The sequence below is a fragment of the Pseudomonas pseudonitroreducens genome (genome assembly GCF_021603645.1).
GTDB classification, from domain to species: Bacteria; Pseudomonadota; Gammaproteobacteria; order Pseudomonadales; family Pseudomonadaceae; genus Pseudomonas; species Pseudomonas pseudonitroreducens.
In genome coordinates, this window is the sequence record NZ_BQHJ01000008.1 from 49,206 (window position 1) to 68,739 (window position 19,534).

13 protein-coding genes are annotated in these 19,534 nt (G+C 67.3%); 2 read left to right on the forward strand and 11 right to left on the reverse strand.

Annotated features, from left to right (window positions below; translation table 11 throughout):
• Nucleotides 1–190 precede the first annotated feature (190 nt).
• A complete protein-coding gene (locus tag L6D89_RS19755) occupies nucleotides 191–2,641 on the forward strand; it encodes an ATP-binding protein (RefSeq protein WP_236200880.1) in 2,451 nt (816 codons plus the stop codon).
• A 15-nt stretch (nucleotides 2,642–2,656) separates the two neighbouring features.
• Here the strand turns inward: L6D89_RS19755 and L6D89_RS19760 are convergent, their stop codons facing one another.
• The 8 genes from L6D89_RS19760 to pqqA all read right to left on the reverse strand — a co-directional run bounded on the left by L6D89_RS19760 (nucleotide 2,657) and on the right by pqqA (nucleotide 10,599).
• A complete protein-coding gene (locus L6D89_RS19760) occupies nucleotides 2,657–4,351 on the reverse strand; it encodes a PAS domain-containing hybrid sensor histidine kinase/response regulator (protein WP_236200881.1) in 1,695 nt (564 codons plus the stop codon).
• A complete protein-coding gene (ercA, locus tag L6D89_RS19765; protein WP_236200882.1) occupies nucleotides 4,335–5,498 on the reverse strand; it encodes an alcohol dehydrogenase-like regulatory protein ErcA in 1,164 nt (387 codons plus the stop codon). The genes L6D89_RS19760 and ercA overlap by 17 nt, the downstream gene beginning before the upstream one ends.
• A gap of 98 nt (nucleotides 5,499–5,596) precedes the next feature.
• Entirely contained in the window at nucleotides 5,597–7,390 is a 1,794-nt protein-coding gene (locus L6D89_RS19770; protein ID WP_236200883.1) for an alpha/beta hydrolase family protein, read from the reverse strand.
• A 2-nt stretch (nucleotides 7,391–7,392) separates the two neighbouring features.
• Nucleotides 7,393–8,541: a pyrroloquinoline quinone biosynthesis protein PqqE gene (pqqE, locus tag L6D89_RS19775; RefSeq protein ID WP_236200884.1), complete on the reverse strand. Its 1,149-nt coding sequence runs from the start codon at nucleotides 8,539–8,541 to the stop codon at nucleotides 7,393–7,395.
• Nucleotides 8,513–8,791, reverse strand: coding sequence for a pyrroloquinoline quinone biosynthesis peptide chaperone PqqD (gene pqqD, locus L6D89_RS19780; protein ID WP_017518379.1), 279 nt, complete (start codon nucleotides 8,789–8,791; stop codon nucleotides 8,513–8,515). The genes pqqE and pqqD overlap by 29 nt, the downstream gene beginning before the upstream one ends.
• Nucleotides 8,791–9,540, reverse strand: coding sequence for a pyrroloquinoline-quinone synthase PqqC (gene pqqC / locus L6D89_RS19785; RefSeq protein WP_236200885.1), 750 nt, complete (start codon nucleotides 9,538–9,540; stop codon nucleotides 8,791–8,793). The genes pqqD and pqqC overlap by 1 nt, the downstream gene beginning before the upstream one ends.
• Before the next feature lie 25 nt (nucleotides 9,541–9,565).
• Nucleotides 9,566–10,480 (reverse strand): pyrroloquinoline quinone biosynthesis protein PqqB, encoded by a 915-nt coding sequence (gene pqqB, locus L6D89_RS19790; RefSeq protein ID WP_236200886.1) that lies wholly within the window; start codon nucleotides 10,478–10,480, stop codon nucleotides 9,566–9,568.
• Between the two features lie 47 nt (nucleotides 10,481–10,527).
• A complete protein-coding gene (gene pqqA, locus L6D89_RS19795) occupies nucleotides 10,528–10,599 on the reverse strand; it encodes a pyrroloquinoline quinone precursor peptide PqqA (RefSeq protein ID WP_003106462.1) in 72 nt (23 codons plus the stop codon).
• Nucleotides 10,600–10,986: 387 nt separating this feature from the next.
• On the opposite strand from pqqA, the gene L6D89_RS19800 reads away from it, so the two are divergent.
• Nucleotides 10,987–12,921: a sigma-54-dependent Fis family transcriptional regulator gene (locus L6D89_RS19800; protein ID WP_236200887.1), complete on the forward strand. Its 1,935-nt coding sequence runs from the start codon at nucleotides 10,987–10,989 to the stop codon at nucleotides 12,919–12,921.
• A 382-nt stretch (nucleotides 12,922–13,303) separates the two neighbouring features.
• Here L6D89_RS19800 and aldA read toward each other — a convergent pair whose 3' ends face one another.
• From aldA to exaC, 3 genes are all read right to left on the reverse strand, one after another.
• The gene (gene aldA, locus L6D89_RS19805) at nucleotides 13,304–14,740 is read right to left on the reverse strand and encodes an aldehyde dehydrogenase (protein WP_236200888.1); all 1,437 of its coding nucleotides are present in this window, start codon (nucleotides 14,738–14,740) and stop codon (nucleotides 13,304–13,306) included.
• Between the two features lie 37 nt (nucleotides 14,741–14,777).
• Nucleotides 14,778–16,961: a PQQ-dependent dehydrogenase, methanol/ethanol family gene (locus tag L6D89_RS19810; protein ID WP_236200889.1), complete on the reverse strand. Its 2,184-nt coding sequence runs from the start codon at nucleotides 16,959–16,961 to the stop codon at nucleotides 14,778–14,780.
• A gap of 592 nt (nucleotides 16,962–17,553) precedes the next feature.
• On the reverse strand, nucleotides 17,554–19,074 hold the full coding sequence (exaC, locus tag L6D89_RS19815) for an acetaldehyde dehydrogenase ExaC (protein ID WP_236200890.1): 1,521 nt from the start codon (nucleotides 19,072–19,074) through the stop codon (nucleotides 17,554–17,556).
• Nucleotides 19,075–19,534 lie beyond the last annotated feature (460 nt).

Genomic DNA, 19,534 nt, shown 5'->3' on the forward strand with positions numbered 1-19,534 from the left:
CAGCCGATCCCGCACGGGCGTTCGAAATATTTCCGGCTGCCCACGGAGAAAAGTGGAATCTTCTGTTAACGGGCCTTTCCAACGTCCGACAAGGAACAGAAGATCAATCGGTCGCAGGGTTTGCTCGATGCCAAGCTCCCCGGGGGAAACCCCCATTTCGCCAGGCGATTTCCTCAACAGCAGTAGCGCCATGGCACCGCTGATCCGTCAGCACGACTGGGCATCCTCGCCACTCGGCCCCATGGACCAGTGGCCAGCCATCCTCAAGGGTATCCTCGAGGTCGGGCTCAACTCGCGCCTGCCCGTGTGCATCTACTGGGGGCCGGAGTTCATCCTGCTGTACAACGACGCCTGGAGCGCCATCCCCGGCGACAAGCACCCCGCCTGCCTCGGCCAGCCGGCGCGGGTCGCCTGGTCGGATATCTGGTCGATCCTCGACCCCATGTACAACGGCATCCTGCAGACCGGCGTCGCCGCCCATGAAGAGGATCGCCTGCTGCCCATGGTGCGCTTCGGCTATGTCGAGGAGGCCTACTTCACCTACAACGTCAGCCCGATCTTCGGCCAGGACGGCAAGCCCATCGGCCTGTTCAACACGGCGGTCGAGACCACCGGCAACGTCATCCAGCAACGCCGCCAGCGCCTGCTCACCCGTCTGGCGGAGCGCCTCGGCCAGGCCGACGACAGTGCGCAGATCTGCACCCAGGCCTTCGCCCTGCTCGGCGAAGCAGGCCATGACGTGCCCTTCTGCCTGCTCTACCGGGCCGGCACCCTGATCGGCGCCTGCGGCACCGATACCCGCGACCGCTTTGCCCCGGCGCAACTGACCGCCGAGGATGACCCCCTGCACCTGTTCAACGGTCTCCAGCAAGCCCACCAGACGCCCCTTGGCAGCCAGCATGCGCGCGCCTTCGCGCCCTGGCCGGAAGTGCTCGACAGCACCTATGCCACGCCGCTGGACGGCGACACCGAGAGCCTCGCGGTATTCGGCATCAGCCCGCGACGACGCCTGGATGAACACTACGCGACCTTCTTCAACGAGCTGGCCGCCCTGCTCGGCCATGCCCTGGCCGCCGCTGCCCAGCGCACGGAAGAACGCCGGATCAGGGAAGCGGTGCAGGAAGAGGCCCGCCAGCGCACCCTGGAGCGCGACCGCGTATGGACAGTGAGCCAGGACCTGCTCTGCGTGCTCGATCACCAGGGCATCCTGCGCAGCGTCAACCCGGCCTGGAGCAGCCTGCTGGGCTGGAGCGAGGAGCAGCTCAGCGGACGCAACAGCGAGGAGCTGGTACACCCGGACGACCTCCGGCCGAGCATCGACATCCGCGCCACGCTGGCCCGTGGCGAACGCCTGCAGCACTTCGAGAACCGCATGCGCCATGCCGATGGCAGCTACCGCTGGATTTCCTGGCATGCCACCGCGGCAGACGGCGTGATCTATGGTTGCGGGCGCGACATCAGCGAGCAGAAGCGCGGCGTCGAACTGCTGCAACAGGCGCAGGCCGCCCTGCTCAATGCCCAGCGCATGGAAGCCGTCGGGCAGCTCACCGGCGGCCTGGCGCACGACTTCAACAACCTGCTGGCGAGCATCCGCTTCAGCCTCGACCTGATCACCCGCCGCGCACCGGCCAACGCCCAGCCGGAGCTCAGCCACATCCTCCACGCCGCCACCCAGGCCACCGAGCGCGCCGCCGAGCTGACCCACAACCTGCTGGCCTTCGCTCGCCGCCAGGCGCTGGCCATGCATCCGGTGGACCTCGGCCAGCAACTGCGTGACTGGCACGACGAGCTGGCCGTGCGGGTCGGGCCGGACGTCGCCCTGACGCTCAGCCTGGATGACGTGCCGAGCGTGCTGACCGACCGCGACCAGTTGCACAAGGCGCTCCTCCACCTGGTAGATAACGCCCGCGATGCCATGCCCGACGGCGGCACCCTGGGCATCACCCTGCAACGCCAGGAGATCGCCAGCGGCACCCACGACCTGCCGGCTGGCGACTATCTTGCCGTCGCCCTGCAGGACAGCGGCCAGGGCATGAGCGAATCGACCCTGACCCAGGTCTTCAACCCGTTCTTCACCACCAAGGGCATCGGCCCCAACAGCGGCCTGGGCCTGTCGATGGTCTACGGCTTCATCAAACAATCCGGCGGGCACATCCGCCTGCGCAGCGAGCCCGGCCAGGGCACCTGCGTCACACTCTACCTACCGAGAGGCAATCCTGTGGTCAGCATCCCCGACGCCCCGACGCCCCCCAACGAACCGGCGAGCCAGCAGCTATGCGTCCTCGTCGTCGAGGACAACGACCTGGTGCGCATGCTCACCGTGGAAGTGCTGGAGGAGATCGGCTACCGGGTGCTGCAGGCCGAGGATGCCGAAGAGGCGCTGCCGCTCCTGCAGGGCGACACCGCGATCCACCTGCTGCTCACCGATGTCGGCCTGCCAGGCATGAACGGCGAGGAGCTGGCCAGCGCCGCGCGCGAAGCCCGCCCGGAGCTGCCGATCCTGTTCGCCACCGGGTTCGCCGAGATCGTCCACATCGACGGCAGCGAACTGGCCACGCGCATGTCGATGATCGCCAAGCCGTTCTCCATCGATGCCCTGCGCGACAAGGTCAACGGCATGCTTGGGCGCCAGGGCGACTGATCCGCCGCCCGGCCGTCAATGGCTCAACAGCAGGCTCAGCACCGCCCGCAGCTTGCCCGGCTTGACCGGCTTGTTGAGCAGCGGCACCCCGAGCTTCTGCAGGGCGCGGCGGCACTCGTCGCTGCGGTCGGCGGTGATCATCACCGCCGGCAACTCTGCGGCGAACTGCAAGCGCAGCCGGTGCACCGCGTCGCAGCCAGTCTGGCCATGGTCGAGGTGGTAATCGGCCAGGATGACTTCCGGCGCGCGCCCCTTCAGCACGCTCAACGCCTCATCGAAATCACTCGCCAGCAGTACCTCGCAGCCCCACTGCCCCAACAGCGCTGCCATGCTGGCCAGGATTGCGTCCTCATTGTCGATCACCAGCAGGCGCCGGCCGGGCAAGGGATCCCCGGTGACCGCGCGCGGAGCGTTGTCCGCCGCGACGGGTGCCGGCAGATCACGCACCAGCGGCACCTCGATGGCAAACACCGAACCTCGCCCGGGCACCGAACGCACCTGCACCTGGCAGCCGAGGATGCCGGCAATCCGGTCGACGATCGCCAGGCCCAGCCCGACGCCCCGGCGGTCTGCGGCACGGCCGACATCCAGCTGGTTGAACTCGAGGAAGATCGCCTCCAACTGGTCCGCCGGGATCCCGCGCCCGGTATCCCAGACCTCCAGCCGCACGTTCTCGCCGCGCCGCCGCGCCGCCAACATCACACTGCCGCGCTCGGTATAGCGGCAGGCATTACTGAGGAAGTTTCGCAGGATACGCGACAGCAGGCGGTGATCGGTGCGCACCGCCAGCGCGGGAATCCGCTTGCGCAGGCGCAGGCCGGCGGCGCGGGCCACTTCGTCGAACTCCGAGAGCAGCGGCGCGAGCAGTTCGTCCAGCGGATGCAGGTCCAGGTCCGGACGGATCGCACTCTGGTCCAGGCGGGCGATTTCCAGCAGGTCGCTGAGCAGGTCTTCGGCACCTTCCAGTGCCTGGTGCGTGCGCTCCACCAGTAGCTGCTCGGCGCTCGGCAACTTGCGCTCGCGCAGGGTCGAAACCAGCAGCCGCGCGGCGTTCAGCGGCTGCAGCAGGTCGTGGCTGGCGGCGGCCAGGTACTTGTCCTTGCTGTTGTTGGCCGCCTCGGCGGCATCGCGGGCCTCGCGCAGCTGCTGGTTGAGCGTCCGCAATTCCAGGGTCCGCGCCGCAACGCGTTGCTCCAGTTCCTCATTGAGGCTCTGCAGGCGCTGCTGGGCCTGGACGCGCTCGGTGATATCGGCGACGAAGCCTTCCACCAGCCCGTCTTCGTCCGGCTTCATCAGCAGGTTCATCAGCGCCACGACATGCGTCCCATCGCGCCGGCGCAGACGCGTCTCGTAGCCGAACAGCCCGCCACCGTCGCGCAGCAGGTCGCGGATGCGGCGCATCTCCTGCTCACCGCCGACGAACAACTGGCTGGCCATGTCCTGCAGGCTCCACAGCACCTGCGCAGGATCGTCGTAACCGAGCATATGCGCCAGCGCCGGATTGGCGGCGCGCAATCCCTGGCTCAGGCTGGCCTGGAAGATCCCATGGACGGCGTTCTCGAACAGCCATTTGTAGCGGTTGCGCTCCGCCTCGAGTTCGTCCAGGCGCGCCACCAGCTCGGGATAATGGCTTTTGCGCGCCGAGTGGCTGCCCAGCCCGAGCAACCCGGCCAGGGCCTGTTGCTGCTGCTCGTCAGAGGGCCTCGCCATACACCACCTCAACATCGCGCTGGCTGGATTCACGCGGGTTGGTGAGGATGCACGGGTCCTGCATCGCATGGCGCGAGAGGAAGGGAATGTCGGAACTGCCAACGCCATGCAACGCCAGGCTTTCATGGAAGCCCACGGCATTCTTCAGGGCGATCAGGTGCTCCACCAGGCGCTGGCGAATCTGCGCGTGACTCATGCCGCGGCAATCGATGCCGAAGGTTTCGGCGATCACCTTGAAGCGCTCGGGCGCGGCGCTGTAGTTGAACGCCACCACATGTTCCACCAGCACGGCGTTGCACAGCCCATGCGGCAGGTCGAGGTAGCCGCCCAGGCTGTGGGACATGGCGTGCACCGCGCCGAGGATCGCGTTGGAGAACGCCAGCCCGGCCTGCATGCTGCCGAGCATGATCTTCTCGCGCAGGGCGATGTCCGCCGGGTTGGCGATCATCTGCACCAGATTGCCGTTGATCAGCCGCATCGCCTCCAGCGCATGGGGGTCGGTAAGCGGGCCGTGGCCGGTGGAGACGAAGGCCTCGATGGCGTGCACCAGGGCATCGATGCCGGTACAGGCGGAGAGGAACGGGTCCATGGTCAGGGTGGTTTCCGGGTCGATCAGCGACACGTCGGGCACCACCGCCTTGCTGACGATGGAGAACTTCATCCGCTCGTCCTGGTTGGAGATGATCACGAACTGCGAGACGTCCGCCGAGGTGCCGGCAGTGGTGGGAATCAGGATCAGCGGCGGGCTGGGCACGCGCAGGGTGTCCACGCCCTCGAACTCGAGGATATTGCGCCCGTGGGCGGCGACGATGCCGATGCCCTTGGCGCAATCCATCGGGCTGCCGCCGCCGACGGCGACTATCACGTTGCAGCCTTCGCTGCGGTAGACCTCGGCGCCGCGCATGACTTCTCCCACGCGCGGGTTGGGCGACACATCGGTATAGCGGCAGAAGGAAATATCCTGGGCGGCCAGGCTGGCCTCGATATCGGCGACCCAGCCGGCGGCGACTACACCCGGGTCCGACACCACCAGCACCTTGCGGGCGCCGAAGGTCTTCACGTAATTGGCGACATTGTGCCGGCATCCGGCACCGAAAATGATCTCAGGCGAGACGAATTTGCGCAGTTGGCTGAGCTCGTGGGACATCGGGGGCTCTGTCGTTATTGTTATGGGATATTTCCGGCAGCCTACTGTATCCGTCAGGTATTGCAATGCGACCTTGGCAGACGGCTCTGACAGGCAGCTCAGCTACTCAGAAGCGCCTGAAAGAAGCGCCATTCGGCCTCCAGCGCGTGGGCCAGGTGGGCGGCCTGACGGAAGCCATGGCGCTCCCCGGCGTAACGGTGGACCTCCACCGGCACGCCGCGCTGGCGCAGGCTCTCGACCATGGCGTCGGTCTGCGCCGGCACCACCACCGCATCCAGCTCGCCCTGGAAGAAGATCATCGGTGCGCGGATGCGCTCGGCCAGCAGCAGCGGAGTGCGCTCGCGGTAGCGCAAGGCGTCCTGTTGTGGATCGCCGATCAGCCAGTCCAGGTAATCCGCTTCGAACTTGTGGGTTACCCGCGCCAGCGCCTGCGGGTCGCTCACGCCATAGAGGCTGGCACCGCCGCGCAGGCCCGGCAGCCGCGCCAGCGCCATCAGCGCACTGTAGCCGCCGGCACTGGCGCCACGCACGAAGACGCGCTGGCGATCGATGCGCCCGGCCCGCGCGAGGTAGTCCAGCGCCGCGCCGATATCTTCCACCTCGACCTGGCCCCAGCCCAGGTGCAGGCGCTCCCGATAGGCGCGGCCGTAACCGCTGCTGCCACGGTAATTGAGATCCGCCACGGCAAAGCCGCGGCGGGCCCAGAACTGGATGCGTCCGTCGAACACCGGGTAACAGGCCGAGGTCGGCCCGCCGTGGAGGAATACCACCAGCGGCGGCGCCGCCTGGTTTCCATGCGCTGGATAGAAGAACCCGTGCCCGCACTCGTCTTCGCCCACCGGGTAGTGAAACGCCTCACCGCGGGACAGTTCGGCTTCCGCCAGCGGCCGTTCGCCCCCGGCGAGTACCTGGGTGGAGCCGTCCACCCGGCGGATCGCCAGCAGCGTCGGCAAGCGGTCCGCCGCGGCAGCGATGCAGTAGAAATTCCGTTCGTCCGCCGCCAGCGCGCGGAAGCGGCTGTACTCCGGGGCCAGCCGGCGCTCGCCTCCCCGCCCGTCATACAGCACCAGCACGCCGCGCCCTTCCTCGTAGCGGGTCGCCAGCAGGTTGCCCTGCGACAGCGGCAGGAACGTCTGCCCGCCCAGTTGCCAGGGAGCGCCGGCGTGATCGGCGGCGGCGCTCGGCAAGGCAGCGCGGACTTCGTGGTACGGCTGCCAGTAGCCGCCACCGTCGCTCAGCCAGTGCAGGCGGCCGTCTTCGGCGAAGCGCGGTTGCTGGATCGATTCGTGGCGGGCCTGCCCGGCGAGGCAGCGCTCTTCGCCCGCGAAGGACTCGCACAGGCGGGTGCGTGTCCAGGGCTGGTGCGGGCGATCCCACTCCACCCAGACGATGCGTTCGCCACTGCCGTCGGCCACCGGCGCTGCGTAGAAGTCCGCGCCGCAGGCAATCACCCGGCGCCGGCCATCGGCGTCGAGACGTACCACACGATGGATCACCCCGCCGCTGCCGTTCTCCTCTTCCACGGCGAGAATCGCGTTCCATGCCGGCACGTAATGCAGATCGCCGTAGCGGCAATCGTCGCGGTGGGTGAGCGGCCGTGGCGTGCCGCCCAGCCGCAGCCAGTACACCTGCTGGTCGCCCTCTTCCACCCAGGCCACGCCGTCGGCGGTGGCGCAGCAGGCGCCGCCGCCGTATTCGTAGACACGGCTGCGCACCGAGGCGCCAGGCGGTGTCAGCTCGCGGCTCTGGCCTTCGCGCCGGAGGAACAGGCGGCAGCGCCCGCTGAGCGGATCGTAGGCGGCCCAGAGCAGCCCACCGTGGGCCACCTGCAGCTCGGCGAAATCCCCGGCGGCGGCCACCGCCCGTTCGGCGCTCCAGTCACTGTGCTGCATCCTCAGGCCTTGCAGATCAGTTGCGAGGCCCGCTCGTTGCGCAGGGTCAGCGCACTGAGCGGCGCGGCGGCGGTTTCCGCCTCGCGGCGGGCATCGAGGATGATCCCGTGGTGCGCCGACTTGGCGCACACCGGATCGGTGGCCTCGGCATCGCCGGTGAGCATGAACGCCTGGCAGCGGCAGCCGCCGAAGTCGCGCTCCTTCTCGTCGCAGGAGCGGCACGGTTCGGGCATCCACGCATCACCGCGGAAGCGGTTGAAGCCGAAGGACTCGTACCAGATGTGCTGCAGGCTGTGCTCGCGCACATTGGGAAACTTCACCGGCAGTTGGCGTGCGCTGTGGCAGGGCAACGCGGTGCCGTCGGGGGTGACATCGAGGAACACGCTGCCCCAGCCGCCCATGCAGGCCTTGGGACGTTCCTCGTAGTAGTCCGGCACCACGAAGATCAGCTTGCACGGGTTGCCTGCGGCGGCCAGGCGCTCGCGGTATTCGGCGGTGATGCGCTCGGCGCGTTGCAGCTGTTCGCGGGTTGGCAGCAGGCCGGCGCGGTTCAGCTCGGCCCAGCCGTAGAACTGGCAGGTGGCGAGCTCGACGAAGTCCGCCTCCAGTTCGATGCACAGCTCGATGATCCGCTCGATGCTGTCGATGTTGTGCCGGTGGGTGACGAAGTTCAGCACCATCGGGTAGCCGTGGGCCTTTACCGCGCGGGCCATGGCGAGCTTCTGGGCGAACGCCTTGCGCGAACCGGCGAGCAGGTTGTTCACCTCCTCGTCGGCGGCCTGGAAGCTGATCTGGATATGGTCGAGCCCTGCGTCGGCGAACTCCTTCAGGCGTTTCTCGTTGAGGCCGATGCCGGAGGTGATCAGGTTGGTGTAGAAGCCCAGCCCGCGCGCAGCGGCGATCAGCTCGGCGAGGTCCTGGCGCACCAGCGGCTCGCCGCCGGAAAAGCCCAGCTGCGCCGCGCCCATCTCGCGGGCCTGGCGGAATACCTCGATCCATTGTTCGGTGGAAAGCTCCTCGCCGCCCCTGGCGAAGTCCAGCGGGTTGGAGCAGTACGGGCACTGCAGCGGACAGCGGTAGGTCAGCTCGGCCAGCAGCCAGAGCGGTGGCCCTACCGGCGCTTCAGCGCAGCTCGATCCAGAATTGCGCATGGGCCACCTCGAGGAATGCCAGGATGTCTTCGTCGATACCCGGCACACCGGGGAAATCCGCGCGCAGGCCGTCGATGATGCCGGCGACGTCGGCCTGCCCGTCGACGCGACCGAGAATCGCCCCGGCGCTGTCGTTGAGCTTCACCATCCCTTCAGGATAGAGCAGCACGTGGCAGCCCTGGGCCGGTTCGAATTGCAGGCGGAAGCCCCGGCGCAGCGCCGGCACGCTGTCCAGCGACGGCAGACTCATCACAGCACCCCCCTGTGCCATACGCGCTCGCTCGTCACCGTGTGGTACGGCGGGCGCTGCAGTTCATAGGCCATGCTCATCGCGTCGAGCATGCTCCAGAGCACGTCGAGCTTGAATTGCAGGATTTCCAGCATGCGCTCCTGGGCCTCGCGGGTGCGGTAGTGCTCCAGGGTGATGCGCAGGCCATGCTCGACATCGCGGCGCGCCTGCGACAGGCGCTTGCGGAAGTAGTCGTAGCCGCTGGCGTCGATCCACGGGTAGTGCTGCGGCCAGCTGTCCAGGCGCGACTGGTGGATCTGCGGGGCGAACAGCTCGGTCAGCGAGCTGCTCGCCGCTTCCTGCCAGCTGGCGCGGCGGGCGAAGTTGACGTAGGCGTCGACGGCAAAGCGCACACCGGGCAGCACCAGCTCCTGGGACAGCACCTGCTCGCGCTCCAGCCCCACGGATTCGGCCAGGCGCAACCAGGCCTCGATGCCGCCCTCCTCGCCCGGCGCGCCATCGTGGTCAAGGATGCGCTGCAGCCATTCGCGGCGCACCTCGCGATCCGGACAGTTGGCGAGGATCGCCGCGTCCTTCAGCGGGATGTTCAACTGGTAGTAGAAGCGGTTGGCCACCCAGCCCTGTATCTGCTCGCGGCTCGCACGGCCTTCGTACATGGCCACGTGGTACGGGTGGAAGATGTGGTAGCAGGCGCCCCTGGCGCGCAGTGCCTGCTCGAACTCGGCGGGGCTCATGGCTTCGCGGGTCATCGCGAGGCTCCTTCTGAAAGGGCCGTCACAGGAAGATGCCCATGCCGTCGAACGCCACCTCGATGCCGCGCGCGTCGAGTTCGGCGCGTTCGGGCGAGGCGATGTCGAGAATGGGATTGGTGTTGTTGATGTGGATGAGCACCTTGCGCGGCCCGTCGATGCCGTCGAGCACCTCGAGCATGCCGCCGGGGCCGCTCTGGGCCAGGTGGCCCATCTCGCTGCCAAGCTTGTCGCCCACCTCGCAGACGCGCATCTCGTCATCGCGCCAGAGCGTGCCGTCCACCAGCAGGCAGTCGGCGCGGCGCATCCACTGCAACAGGCCGTCATCCACCTGGCCCAGGCCCGGCGCATAGAACAGCTTGCCGCCAGTGGCGGTGTCTTCGACGAACAGGCCGATGTTGTCGCCCGGATGCGGGTTGCCCCGGTGCGGCGAGTACGGCGGTGCGCTGCTGCGCAGGGCGATGGCGGTGAGGCGCAGGCCCGGGCAGGCGGGGATGACGAAAGGCTCGGCGTCCAGTTCGATGAGCCGGTGCTTCAGCCCGCCGTTCCAGTGCGACAGCATGGGGAACAGCGGAAAGCCGGTGGACAGGTCCTGATGGACCATCTGCGTGCACCACACCTCGTGCGGGCAGCCTTCGCGCAGGCTGAGCAGGCCGGTGGTGTGGTCGATCTGGCTGTCCAGCAGGACGATCGCGGCAATCGCCGAGTCGCGCAGACGCCGCGCCGGCTGCAGGGCCGGGAAGGACGCCAGCTGGGCGCGGATATCCGGCGAGGCATTGCAGAGAATCCAGTTTTCGCCGTCGTCGGACAGCGCGATGGACGATTGCGTGCGTGGCTGCGCGATCACGCTGCCGTCGCGCACGCCACGGCAGTTGCGACAGTTGCAGTTCCACTGGGGAAAGCCGCCGCCGGCGGCCGACCCGAGAATTCGGATGTGCATGACAGTGCCCCGTGGGCAGGGGCCCCGGCGGACCGGGGCCGAGTGGATCAGCGGTTGGCGAAGTACAGGGTCACTTCGAAGCCAAGGCGCAGGTCGGTAAAGCTAGGCTTGGTCCACATGGGTCTGTCCTCTTTCTTGTTGGAAGGCACCGGCAGAACCGGCAAGGTCGAGTTAAACACCAGGGTCGGGCACTCCGAATGATACTTTCGAAGGAGATTCCCCCCTGATTTGGTAGCGGGCCCGCGACAGCTGTCGCGCCCCACCGCTACAACTGTCCCATTGCTGCGACAGCCGTTGCCCGATAGCGCCCGCGCCCCTGGGCGGCGGGCGGCCTGGCGCGGGGCTCGGTGCCCCGCGCGGCGTGTTCCGGCACAGCCCTTGCTCGGGCTCTCGTCGCCCGTGACCGACCGGTCTAGACTGAGCAATCCTAGGAACGGTCCTACACGGAGCCGATCCCCTACAAAAACAATGCGCCGCAGTCCGACTGACGGCCGCCGGGAGTGACCATGCACCCGCCATCCCTGGAAAACTGCCCGAACGACCTTGCCGCCTTCATCGCCGATCACTTCGGCGAGCGTGATATCCAGCCCGAGGGCGCCATCGCCCGTTCCTGGTACCGCAGCGTGATGGAGCACCATCTCGACCCGCGTGCGCGGGCGGAAAAACACATCCTTACCGCCGGGGAAATCCGCGAGCACCAGAGCCTGCACCAGGACTACCTGGCCATCGCCAGCCAGGGCGTCACCGGCCTGGCCCGGCGCGTGCTGCCGGCGGGCTTCGCGGTGCTGCTCAGCGACGAGCGCGGCATCACCCTCGATGCACGCCTGCCCAGCGAGCGCGACCGCTACACCCAGGCCGGGCTGATCGTCGGCGCGCGCTGGGACGAATCCATCGCCGGCACCAACGGCATCGGCACCGCGCTGGCCGCCGGCGAGGCGCTGACCATCCACCGCCAGGAACACTTCCTGGTGAGCAACTTCCGCCTGAGCTGCTCGGTGGCGCCGATCTTCGATGCCCAGCACCAGTTGCGCGGCTGCCTGAATGCCACCTGCCTGTACAACGACGGGCCCAAGGACGCCCAGTACCTGACGCTGCAACTGGTGATCCTGTATGCCCGGCTGATCGAGAACGCCAGTTTCCGCCAGCGCTACCGCGACCGCCTGACGCTGTCGGTGAAGGCCCGTGACGAAGTATCGGACCTGGCCAACGAGCAACTGATTGCCCTCGACGAACAGGGCCGGGTGATCGGCGCCAACCACGCCGCGTTCACCGCCAGCCGTGGCGAGCTGCTGGGCAGTCGCATCGAGCAGTTGCTGGAGGCGGACGTCGACCAGCTTCTCGACCTGAGCAAGGGCGGCGCGCGCGGTATTCGCCTGCGCACCCTGGCCGACCACGCGCTGGTGGACGTGGGCCTGCGCACGCCGGCCAGCCCGCCACGTCGTCAATCGCCGACTCGCAGCGGCGCGAACAGCCCGGAGCATCCCGACCTCACCCGCCTCGCCGGCACCGACCCGCGCCTGCAGGACGGCGTGCGCAAGCTGCGCAAGGTGCTCGACAAGGGCATTTCCATCCTGGTCACCGGCGAGACCGGCACCGGCAAGGAGGCCTTCGCCCGTGCCATCCACCAGGCCAGCGCGCGCCACGCCGGGCCCTTCGTGGCGCTGAACTGCGCGGCGATTCCGGAGAGCCTGATCGAGAGCGAACTGTTCGGCTACCGCGGCGGCAGCTTCACCGGCGCCAGCAAGAAGGGCATGAAGGGCAAGCTGGAGCTGGCCAACGGCGGCACCCTGTTCCTCGACGAGATCGGCGACATGCCGGCGCACCTGCAAACGCGCCTGCTGCGCGTGCTGGCCGAGCGCGAAATCCTCCCGCTGGGCGCTGAGACGCCGGTGGCGCTGGACGTGCAGGTGGTCTCCGCGACTCACCAGAACCTGGCCGAGATGATCCGCGCCAAGGGCTTTCGCGAGGACCTGTTCTACCGCCTCGCCGGCATGACCCTGCAATTGCCGGCCCTGCGCGAGCGCACTGACCGCGAAGCGCTGATCGACAGTCTGCTGGCGGGCCTGGGTGGCAAGCTGCGGCTCGACGCGACGGTGCGCGAGCGGCTGCGCGGCCATCCCTGGCCGGGCAACATCCGCCAGTTGCTGAACTGCCTGCGCTATGCCGCCGCCCTCGCGGAGGACGGTCGCATCGACCTGGACTGCCTGCCGCTGGAACTGCATCAGGCGGCTCCCGCCGTCGCTGCCGATATACCGCAGACAGCCGACACGACCGCCCTCGCCGCCCGCCTGGACGACGATGAGGCGCGCCACCTGTTGGCGGCGTTGCGCGAGCGGCAGTGGAACATCAGTGCGGTGGCGGAACAGTTCGGCATTGCCCGGTCGACCCTGTATCGGAAGATGAAGAAGCACGGCATCGTGCAGCCCAATGCGTTGTATTGATCGTTTCCTTTTTCGCTGCGTCCGTTGATCAGGTGGAGTGCTGACCCGTGTTGTAGGAGCGGACTCTGTCCGCGACAGGTCCGCATCGCGCCGGAAGCCATCGCGGACAGAGTCCGCTCCTCCGCAAAGGCCACCTGCAGGCGCAGGGAAAAAGGAGCGGACCGCACCTGGCAAGGACGGCCCGCCCAGTCAAAACGGTGATTTGTCTTCGGCCTGGTCGGCGGAGAGTCCGTGCCGCCCCGTGGCCCTCACCCCAGCCCTCTCTCACAGGGAGAGGGGGCCGTCCGTGCCGGCTGAGACTGTGCCTTCAACCTGTACCGAACAGTCGCCTCTCCTGCTTGAGGCCAGGGCCAGGCAGAGGGGCTCCTGGAGCCCCTACCGCTCACTCCTGCGCATACACCACATGGGTATGCGTGTACTCGTACAACCCATGCTTGCCGTCCGCGCCGCCGATGCCGGACTTGCGCGTGCCGGCGTGGAAGCCCTGCATCGCCTCGAAGTTCTCGCGGTTGATGTAGGTCTCGCCGAAGTCCAGTTCGCGGCTGGCCTTCAGCGCGGCGCTGAGGTTGCGCGTGTAGATCGACGAGGTCAGGCCGTAGTCGCTGTCGTTGGCCAGGGCGATGGCTTCGTCGAGATCGTCCACCACCTGGATCGGCAGCACCGGGCCGAAGATTTCCTTGCGCATGATTTCCATGTCGGCCGTGCAGCCGGCCAGCACGGTGGGTTGGTAGTGGAATCCCTTGCCGAGGTCGGCCACCGCGCCGCCGGTAATGACCTGGGCGCCCTGCCCGGTTGCCGTGCGGACCATCTGCGCGACCTTGTCCAGGCCGATGCGGTTGACCAGCGGGCCCATGTCCAGGTCGGCCTGCACGTTCGGGTCGCCGAAGCGGGTGGCAGCCATGGCGGCGGCGATCTTCTCGATGAACTGGTCGGCTACCTGGCGCTGCACGTAGACACGCTCGGCGCAGTTGCACACCTGCCCGGTGTTGATCACCCGCGAGGCCTTGATGGCGTTCACCGCCAGCTCCAGGTCGGCATCGGCGAGGACGATGGCCGGCGCCTTGCCGCCCAGCTCCAGGTTCAGCTTGGTGATGTTCGGCGCTGACGCGGCCATGATCCGCGAACCGGTGGGGACGCTGCCGGTGAAGCTGATCAGGTCCACCCCGGCATGGCTGGTCAGCGCACTGCCGGCGCTGGCCCCGGTTCCGCCGACGACGTTGAACACGCCGGTGGGCAGGTCGGTTTCCGCCACCAGGCGGGCGAATTCGAAGCAGTTGATCGGGGTTTCTTCACTGGGCTTGATGACGATGGTGTTGCCGGTCAGCAGCGCCGGCGCCATCTTCCGCGCGATGAGGAAGAACGGGAAGTTCCACGGCAGGATGCCGGCCACCACGCCTAGCGGTTTGCGCAGCAGGAAGATGTGCTCGCCGGCGCGGTCGCTGGTCAGCACCTCGCCTTCCAGGCGGCGCGCCCACTCGGCCATGTAGTCGAGGTAATCGGCGGTGAAGTTCACTTCCACTTCCGCCAGTGCCGGCACCTTGCCCTGCTCGGCGGTGATGATCCTGGCCAGGCGCGGCGCGTTGGCGCGGACCTTCTCGGCAATCCGCCGCAGGTAGCCGGCACGCTCGATGGCCGGCTTGGCCGCCCAGCCCTTCTGCGCCGCACGGGCAGCGCCGATGGCGCTGTCCACCTGGGCCGCGCTGGCCTCGGGGATGCGCGCCAGCAGCTCGCCATTGGCCGGGTTGTGCACCTCGATCAACGGCTCGCCGGCGACGAAGCGGTTGTCGATGTAGTGCTGGTAGGTCGTTACTTCGGTCATGAATCAGTCTCCTGCTGGGCTGTTTCTTGGGGAGCCATCACTTGGCGGCGGTCTTCTGCGCGCCGGCCAGTTGTTCCTTGAGGTCGTAGGCACGCTTGATCAGGTACTGGTGCACGGCCTCGGCCTGCTGCAGGTCGAGGTGGCCCTGGAACGAGGGCATGCCGTCGGGGATGCGTCCGCCGTAGATGATGCCGAGGAAGCGCTGGTGGTTTTCCGCGCTGAGGGTGCGCAGGTCGGGCACCACGCCGCCGCTGATGGCGTTGATGCCGTGGCATTGCGAGCAACTGGAGTTGAACAGCTCGCGGCCCTGGTCGATCTGCGCGGTGGTGCCGGTCAGCGCCGGTGGCTCGGGCTTGCGGTCGGCCCACTTGTAGTTGATGTCCGGCAGCTTGGCGGCGCCGCCGAGCTTGTAGGTCAGCACCTGGGCGTTGGGCTTGACCCCGGCGCGCAGCGACAGGGCGCCGGCGAAGGTGGAGAAGGCGCCGCCCCAGCCGGCCATGAAGGTCACGTACTGTTCGCCGTCCACCTCATAGGTGATCGGTGCGGCCATCACGCCGGTGTTGGCCGGGGACTCCCAGAGCTTCTTGCCGTTCTCGGCGGCGTAGGCCACCACGCGGCCGTCGGCGGTGCCTTCGAACACCAGGTTGCCGGCGGTGCTCAGGGTGCCGCCGTTGAAGATGGTGCTGTAGGGCACTTCCCAGCGTTGTTCCTGCTTCACCGGGTCCCAGGCGATCAGCTTGCCGGTCCAGGTATCGGCGATCTTGCGCAGACCCTCCGGGTCCTCGGGCATCATCCCGGTGTTGACGTCGAGCTGGTAGATGCTCTTGAACTTGGAGCGCGGCGGCGCGCCGTCGACGTCCTGGTACATCGCCGACATGATGTGCGCCGGGATGTACACCAGTCCGGTGTTGGGGTTGTACGACATCGGTTGCCAGTCGTGGGCGCCCCAGAACGCCGGCTGGATCAGCCGCGCCTTCTTCTGCGGGTCCTTCCAGTAGTCGGACACCGCCTCATTGCGGATCGGCCGGCCGGTCTTCAGGTCGACGCCCTTGGCCCAGTTGATCGGCACGATGTTGTTGGCCGAGAGCAGCTTGCCGGTCTCGCGGTCGATGACGTAGAAGAAGCCGTTCTTCGGCGCCTGCATCAGCACCTTGCGCTGCTTGCCGTCGATCTCCATGTCCACCAGCATGATGTGCGCGGTGGCGGTGAAGTCCCAGGCGTCGCCCGGCGTGGTCTGGTAGTGCCAGACGTATTCGCCGTTATCCGGGTTGATCGCGACGATGGACGAGAGGAACAGGTTGTCGCCCTTGCCCTCGCTGCGGATGCGCGGGTTCCACGAGGAGCCGTTGCCGACGCCGATGTACAGCAGGTTCAGCTCCGGGTCGTAGGACATGGAGTCCCACACGGTGCCGCCACCGCCCTGCTTGTGGAAGTTGTCGCCGAACCAGGTCTTGGCGGCGATTTCCATGCCCTTGCCCTTGGGCATTTCCTTGGGGTCGCCGGGCACGGTGAAGAAGCGCCAGTCCTGCTTGCCGGTCTCGGCGTCGTACGCGGTGATGTAGCCGCGCACGCCGAATTCGGCGCCGCCGTTGCCGATGATCACCTTGCCCTTCACGATGCGCGGCGCACCGGTGATGGTGATGCTGCGCGACGGATCGGTACGGGTGTCGACGCTCCACACGCGCTTGCCGGTCTTGGCGTCGATGGCCTCCAGCCGGCCGTCGAGCACGCCGACGTAGACCTTGCCCTTCCACACCGCCACGCCACGGTTCACCGCATCGCAGCAGGCCTCACCGGCGCGGCTGCGGTCGGACTGCGGGTCGTACTTCCACAGCAGCTCGCCGCTGCGGGCGTCCAGCGCGTAGACGATGGAAAACGGCCCGGTGGTGTACATCACGCCATCGACCACGATGGGTGTGGCTTCGACGCCGCGGTCGATATCCAGCTTATGGCTCCAGGCCAGGCCGAGGTTGCCGACGTTGCTCTGGTCGATCTGCTTGAGCGGGCTGTAGCGCTGCTCGTCGTAAGTGCGACCGGTGGTCATCCAGTTGCCCGGTTCCTTGTCGGCAGCAGCGATGCGCTGGCCATCGACGTTGGCCGGAGTCTCGGCAGCTTGCAGGTTGGCGGACAAACCGGCCATCAGCAGCGAGGCGGTCAGCAGGGAATGACGCAGGGCGGGTTGCAGGCGAACGGAAGGCACAGACAGGCCAATCGATCTCATGGAGGTTCTCCGATTCTTGTTGGTGCCGCGGATCGTTCGCCGCGGCTTGCAAGGCTCAGAGCAACCGCTGTGCCAGGCTTTGCGAATTGGGCTGGAGGGCTTGCGGTTCGGGGCCCCTGGCGTTTTCTGCCGAAGGTTGTACGGGTGTTGCGGGCGCTACAGGTGTTGCGCTCACCAGCGGCAGGTGTTGCGCGCGCGGGACGCTGCGAAAGCCCTTGTAGGATGGGTGGAGCGCAGCGATACCCATGCGGTCGTTGCACCCGATTGATGGGTATCGCTGCGCTCCACCCATCCTACGGAACGTGCTTGTCCGGATAATTCGGCGCAGGGGCGGGTTCGCGAGCAAGCTCGCTCCTGCAGGCGGCTCTTCGTAGGAGCGAGCTTGCTCGCGAATAACGATTCATCCGGAAAAAAGAAAACGCGGCCGCAGCCGCGTTCGACGAAGGCCGTCACCCGTGGAATGGGTACGGAAGCGGACGGCCGCCCGAACGGGCGCGTCGACACAAGGGATGCCTGGTGGAGTGCCAGGCGGGGTACAGCGGAAAGGGCCGGCGAACCTGATGGGGGACGGTCCGCCGGGTTACTGCAAGGGTTAGAAGAAGCCCAGCGGATTGATGTCGTAGCTCACCAGCAGGTTCTTGGTCTGCTGGTAGTGGTCGAGCATCATCTTGTGGGTTTCGCGGCCGACGCCGGACTTCTTGTAGCCACCGAACGCGGCGTGGGCCGGGTACAGGTGGTAGCAGTTGGTCCACACGCGGCCGGACTGGATGCCACGGCCCATGCGCCAGGCACGGTTGATGTCGCGGGTCCAGACGCCGGCGCCAAGGCCGAACTCGGTGTCGTTGGCAATCGCCAGCGCTTCGGCTTCGTCCTTGAAGGTGGTCACGCCGACCACCGGCCCGAAGATTTCTTCCTGGAACACGCGCATGCCGTTGTGCCCTTTGAGCAGGGTCGGCTGGATGTAGTAACCGCTGGCCAGGTCACCCTCCAGGCGCTCGCTGGAGCCGCCGGTGAGCAGTTCGGCACCTTCGCCCTGGGCGATATCGAGGTAGGAGAGGATCTTCTCGTACTGCTGCTGCGAGGCCTGGGCGCCGACCATGGTCTCGGTGTCCAGCGGGTTGCCGCGCTTGATCGCCTTGATCTTCTTCATCACCTCGACCATGAACGGCTCGAAGATCGACTCCTGCACCAGCGCCCGCGACGGGCAGGTGCAGACTTCGCCCTGGTTGAAGAAGGCCAGCACCAGGCCCTCGGCGGCTTTCTCGATGAACGCCGGCTCGGCGTTCATGATGTCCTCGAAGAAGATGTTCGGGCTCTTGCCGCCCAGTTCCACGGTGGACGGGATGATGTTCTCCGCCGCGCAGTGGAGGATGTGCGAGCCCACCGGCGTGGAGCCGGTGAAGGCGATCTTGGCGATGCGCTTGCTGGTGGCCAGCGCCTGGCCGGCTTCCTTGCCGAAGCCCTGGACGATGTTCAGCACACCCGGCGGCAGCAGGTCGCCGATGATCTCGGCCAGCAGCATGATCGACAGCGGGGTCTGCTCGGCCGGCTTGATCACCACGCAGTTGCCGGCGGCCAGCGCCGGAGCGAGCTTCCACGCGGCCATCAGCAGCGGGAAGTTCCACGGGATGATCTGCCCGACCACGCCCAGCGGCTCGTGGATGTGGTAGGCGACTGTGTTCTCGTTGATCTCGGCGGCGCCGCCTTCCTGCGCGCGGATGCAACCGGCGTAGTAGCGGAAGTGGTCGGCGGCCAACGGTACGTCGGCGTTGAGGGTCTCGCGCACGGCCTTGCCGTTGTCCCAGGTTTCGGCGACGGCGAGCTGTTCCAGGTTCTGTTCGATGCGGTCGGCGATCTTCAGCAGGATCAGCGCGCGGTCCTGCACCGAGGTGCGACCCCAGCTGCCGGCAGCGGCGTGGGCGGCGTCCAGCGCCTTGTCGATGTCTTCGGCGGTGGAGCGCGGGAATTCGGCGATGACTTCGCCATTCACCGGCGAGGTATTGCTGAAGTACTGGCCCAGCACCGGCGCGACGAACTCGCCGCCGATGTAGTTGCCGTAGCGCGGCTTGAGGGTGACGACGGCGCCTGGGGTTCCGGGTGCGGCGTAGATCATGGGGGTGCTCTCCTGTCGGTTCCCGGCCTCCATCGGCCAGGTCATGGAGCGATCTTAGGCAACGCCCTTCCCGGCCCGGAATGCACCCATGGGAGGGATGGGTTCCTCATTTGGTAGTAGATGCGGCGAGCGTCGCAGGTTGTAGGGCGCATAACCCGGAACGGATTATCCGCCGACGCCACCACGGCGGATAACGCTGTCGCGTTATGCGCCCTACGGTGCCGGGTGGTTCGCGAGCAAGCTCGCTCCTACAGGTGGCGGCGAGCATCTGATGTTGCTTATCAGCGCAAGGTCCGCCGCGAAGGATTTCGCGGACAAGGTCCGCTCCTACGGGAACTCCACAACACGGCTCTGGCTCTGGCTCTGGCTCTGGATTTTGAAGGTTTCCAGAGAGACTTCCGCACACGCCGAATGCCCCGTTCAGGAGGCCTCGTTGAAGCGGAGTTTCAGGGGTTGAGCG

What these genes read in the sequence shown, in the direction of transcription:
- L6D89_RS19810 (WP_236200889.1), bottom strand. Translation starts at nt 16,961, where the DNA reads ATGAGATCGATTGGCCTGTCTGTGCCTTCCGTTCGCCTGCAACCCGCC.
- ercA (WP_236200882.1), bottom strand. Translation starts at nt 5,498, where the DNA reads ATGTCCCACGAGCTCAGCCAACTGCGCAAATTCGTCTCGCCTGAGATC.
- pqqB (WP_236200886.1), bottom strand. Translation starts at nt 10,480, where the DNA reads ATGCACATCCGAATTCTCGGGTCGGCCGCCGGCGGCGGCTTTCCCCAG.
- L6D89_RS19760 (WP_236200881.1), bottom strand. Translation starts at nt 4,351, where the DNA reads ATGGCGAGGCCCTCTGACGAGCAGCAGCAACAGGCCCTGGCCGGGTTG.
- pqqC (WP_236200885.1), bottom strand. Translation starts at nt 9,540, where the DNA reads ATGACCCGCGAAGCCATGAGCCCCGCCGAGTTCGAGCAGGCACTGCGC.
- pqqE (WP_236200884.1), bottom strand. Translation starts at nt 8,541, where the DNA reads ATGCGCAATTCTGGATCGAGCTGCGCTGAAGCGCCGGTAGGGCCACCG.
- aldA (WP_236200888.1), bottom strand. Translation starts at nt 14,740, where the DNA reads ATGACCGAAGTAACGACCTACCAGCACTACATCGACAACCGCTTCGTC.
- L6D89_RS19755 (WP_236200880.1), top strand. Translation starts at nt 191, where the DNA reads ATGGCACCGCTGATCCGTCAGCACGACTGGGCATCCTCGCCACTCGGC.
- pqqD (WP_017518379.1), bottom strand. Translation starts at nt 8,791, where the DNA reads ATGAGTCTGCCGTCGCTGGACAGCGTGCCGGCGCTGCGCCGGGGCTTC.
- exaC (WP_236200890.1), bottom strand. Translation starts at nt 19,074, where the DNA reads ATGATCTACGCCGCACCCGGAACCCCAGGCGCCGTCGTCACCCTCAAG.
- L6D89_RS19770 (WP_236200883.1), bottom strand. Translation starts at nt 7,390, where the DNA reads ATGCAGCACAGTGACTGGAGCGCCGAACGGGCGGTGGCCGCCGCCGGG.
- L6D89_RS19800 (WP_236200887.1), top strand. Translation starts at nt 10,987, where the DNA reads ATGCACCCGCCATCCCTGGAAAACTGCCCGAACGACCTTGCCGCCTTC.